Below are 3271 nucleotides of genomic sequence, written 5' to 3'. Positions count from 1 at the left end.
GTTGATACTGACAAGTATTCTCAAGGGCTATCTCAAGTCAAAGCAGAATTTAAAGCTGAACGCTTGTTTGTCTATCAGGGTCGAATAGCGCCAGAGAAAAATTCCACTAGTTTAATTAGCCAATCAATCGGGTAATGCAACACCGCAGCTAAAAAGCTTCCTGCTTGAGTCCAAATTAAACCTACTAAGGCACTGATGATTCCACCTATACTAATAATCGAAATTAATGGAGTACTAACCACATTCAGAAACAGACTATAAGATGGCACAACCCCAAAGACAAAAAGTTGCACAGGCAAAGTCCAAATAGTGGCAGCTAGGGGAACAGCAATTAAAGCAGCGATGGCAGGTGGTAGCCATGCTAGTCCATTGACCAATGGAGACACTGTTACGACTAATCCCAGCGTTGCTAAAAAACTCAATTGAAAGCCTAAATCCCAAATCCATAGAGGATTAAACACTAATAACAGAGTTGCTGCCAATAGTAATGAGCCGAACTGTTTTACCTTCCTTTTTAATAGCAAACCAACTAATGCCGCAAAACCCATAATCACAGCTCTGAGAACCGCAGGTTGAAAGCCTGTTAAACTTAGAAAAATGATTAAAGCCAAAAACCCAAGGGTAAATTGCGTTCCTTTTCTTGCCCGCCTCGTTAACTGTAAAATTACACTCAAAATCAAAGAAGTTTGGAACCCAGAAGCAGCTAAAGCATGAGCTAATCCGGCTTGTACAAACAAATCGCGGATATCATAAGGTAAATCAACAGCTTTGCTACCTAAAACCATTGCACTAACAAGAGGCCCTTCAGGAATACCTAACCAACGAACTTGCGATCGCACAATTCGCTCCCGAATTTGCCACCATCCCCATTTACGTTCCTGATCCAAAACATTTACTTGTCGTCCAATCAAACCAGCAAATGTTCCTTCCTGTTTGAGAAACTTCTGAAAATCGAAACCACCAGGATTGGAAGCCGCTTTTGGTTTGTACAAAATCCCAGTCACAGCAATTTGTTGACTAGGGTATAACCCAGTAGCCTGAAGTATAGGCACTGTCACATACAATTTGCCCGTTACCCCTTTTGGGACACCTGCTGAACCTTTTTCATTTTTGACCTCATCTATCTGAGTCGCTTCCAGCCAAAATTGTCCCCGTTGACTGCGAGTCAAGCGGGGATTACTCGCCACTTCGCCGCGAACAATCACAAGTTGTTCTTGATTACTGCTATTTCCGGGTGGAACGAACTGACTAATATCTTTTGTACCCGGCTGTGGCACTCGCCATTGAAAATACAGAGTTGCTAACAACCCCACCAAGCCAGCAGCTAGCCATATTCGAGGATGGGGAATAGTTTGCCAATTATTAGGCACCGCCTTTGTTTTACTTCCAGCATTTTCTGATTTCTGAGCAAATTGCCGTAGGATAGTGCGTCTTCTAAAGATAACTGCTCCCACTATCCCCAACCCCAAAATCCACACACCACCCCAAGGAACTGCTGTAAACAGCAACCCGAAAATGTAGCCAAGACAAATAATTACACCAGTAGTTTGAATCATAAGATTTTTTGTAAAAGCACCTGGCAACCGGAACTTGCACCTGACTTAAAAATAGTTATGGCAGCAATAGAGAAAAATCGGCAATGCCGAATTTGGCTATAAAATTCAAAAATCAAATATTCCAAACTCTTATTATCTGCCCCTGGAGCGGCTCTGCATAAGCATTTCATCTCTTTAATCAGCAACGTCAAAAAATTTTATACTTGTGGTGAAGTATAGTCCATTAAGTTTATACAAACAAAGCCCGCACAGGCGGGCCTTATACTTATAGCCTACATTCCGCACCCTCAACTGTCACAATCGGTTTTTACTGGTTTTTAGACATAAACAAAGCTACTGAATATACATAAAACCAGTAAAATAACTTAAATATGAAGATGCACGAGCATAATCTGCAACTACAAAAATCACAAAAACTTAGTAATTACACTATGTGACACCCCAGGGTGCGGAACGTGGGTTATAGCCTTAACGTTCTAGACTCAAGATTTAACTGCATTTCTGATCTTTAGCAATAGCCAGATGATAAACATATACCTAGCTTAAACCCCAGTGCCGCATAGATAACCATAAAACAAAGTCGTAGCGAATTAAATTTGGCAAGACTCTGCGTACCTTTGCGTTTACTTTGCGTTCCTCTGCGTTTAAAAACCTTACGATTTTACACAAAGCTGTACTTAGTTCGTGTAGCCACACCCTTTAAGATGTGGAGCTTCATATTGAACTCACACTATCTTTAAGCAAAGGAAAACCCAACTTCTCCCTTTGTTCAACATATAAATGAGCCACCTTTCTAGCCAAATGCCGAATCCTGGCAATATAACGAGTTCTCTCCGTCACCGAAATCACACCTCTAGCATCCAGCAGATTAAACGTGTGCGAACACTTCATTACATAATCTAAGCTAGGCAAGACCAATCCTCGCTCCGTCAATTGGGTAGCTTCCTGCTCATACAAATTAAATAGTGTCAGTAGCAGATCATGATTCGACGCTTCAAAGTTGTATGTACACTGCTCAATCTCACTTTGCAGGAAAACATCACCATAAGTAATGTTGTCTGTCCACTGGATCTTTGTAAATGCTTCTACTTGCTGGAGATACATTGTCAGCCGCTCTAAGCCGTATGTAATCTCAATCGACACCGGACGACAATCAATTCCCCCACACTGTTGGAAATAGGTAAATTGAGTAATTTCCATCCCATCTAACCATACCTCCCACCCAGTGCCCCAAGCTCCCACCGTCGCATCTTCCCAGTTATCCTCTACAAACCGAATATCGTGGTCTTCAGGACGAATGCCTAACACCCTCAAGGAATCCAGATAAATCTCCTGAATATTATCTGGCGACGGCTTAATCAGAACTTGATACTGATAATAGTGTTGGAAGCGATTGGGGTTTTCGCCATAGCGTCCATCTGTAGGGCGACGACAAGGTTCAACGTAAGCAACAGCCCACGGTTCCGGCCCCAATGCTCTTAAAAATGTCTGCGGATTTTTAGTACCTGCCCCCTTCTCCATATCGTAGGGCTGGGCTATGAGACAACCGCGATCGCCCCAGAAGTGATGTAATGAGCTGATTACCGATTGAAAATTCACGGTTCCCCCTTGCCAACTGAACACAGTGCATAAACCATTGTTGCCTAGAACCCGGCACTGTGGGCAGTTTCAGGAGACAGAAAAGCATTTCCCAAGAAAAATGGAAAAAGTAGTTG

At 42.5% G+C, this 3271-nt stretch carries 1 protein-coding gene and 2 pseudogenes; 1 reads left to right on the top strand and 2 read right to left on the bottom strand.

Annotated features, from left to right (window positions below; all coding sequences use genetic code 11):
• A pseudogene (locus LC605_RS32025) lies at positions 1-117 on the top strand (glycosyltransferase family 1 protein); the annotation flags it as partial.
• Here the strand turns inward: LC605_RS32025 and LC605_RS32020 are convergent.
• Positions 93-1556 (bottom strand): annotated as a pseudogene (locus LC605_RS32020) (ComEC/Rec2 family competence protein); the annotation flags it as partial. The pseudogenes LC605_RS32025 and LC605_RS32020 overlap by 25 nt on opposite strands.
• Before the next feature lie 714 nt (positions 1557-2270).
• Entirely contained in the window at positions 2271-3155 is an 885-nt protein-coding gene (gene glyQ / locus LC605_RS32015) for a glycine--tRNA ligase subunit alpha (RefSeq protein WP_229551404.1), read from the bottom strand.
• Positions 3156-3271 lie beyond the last annotated feature (116 nt).

It is taken from the genome of Nostoc sp. CHAB 5836 (assembly GCF_020829445.1).
GTDB lineage: Bacteria > Cyanobacteriota > Cyanobacteriia > Cyanobacteriales > Nostocaceae > Nostoc.
This window is presented reverse-complemented; position numbering and strand designations above follow the sequence as displayed.